1 protein-coding gene is annotated in these 391 nt (G+C 60.6%); it reads right to left on the bottom strand.

All coding sequences use genetic code 11. The features are described from left to right. Window positions 1-40: 40 nt before the first annotated feature. Window positions 41-391: integrase core domain-containing protein (locus EJ903_RS26560; protein ID WP_148105334.1), on the bottom strand; the 351-nt coding region annotated here is incomplete at its 5' end.

The following is a 391-nucleotide window of genomic DNA, read 5'->3' as shown; positions in this document are numbered from 1 at the left end:
CGGAACGTGTCAACGAATGTGAGACAGCCGGAGTTATGAATTAAGCTTGGATGGTCTCCGGTTTTGTCGGCGGATTGATCCAGGCTTCGATGGGCTTTGCGGGCGGTTCGGGTGCTTTGCGAACGAAGCGCTCCGGGTTGCGGCGAAAGGCGCGGTCGAGGGCCTCCTGCCGGGCGGCATGGACGGCGTCGGCTTGGCCGTAATGCACCTGATCGGGAGTCATCAGGCCGATTCCGGCATGATGGTGATCCCGATTGTACCAGGAGAAGAAGTCGCGGCAGAACGCTCTGGCGTCCTCGATGGAGCCGAAGCGCTTGGGGAATTGCGGCTGATATTTCAGGGTCTTGAAGTGGGCCTCCGAGAACGGGTTGTCATTGGAGGTGTGGGGCCG

Origin of the sequence: Azospirillum griseum, from assembly GCF_003966125.1 — a bacterium.
Taxonomy (GTDB): Bacteria; Pseudomonadota; Alphaproteobacteria; order Azospirillales; family Azospirillaceae; genus Azospirillum; species Azospirillum griseum.
This window is presented reverse-complemented; position numbering and strand designations above follow the sequence as displayed.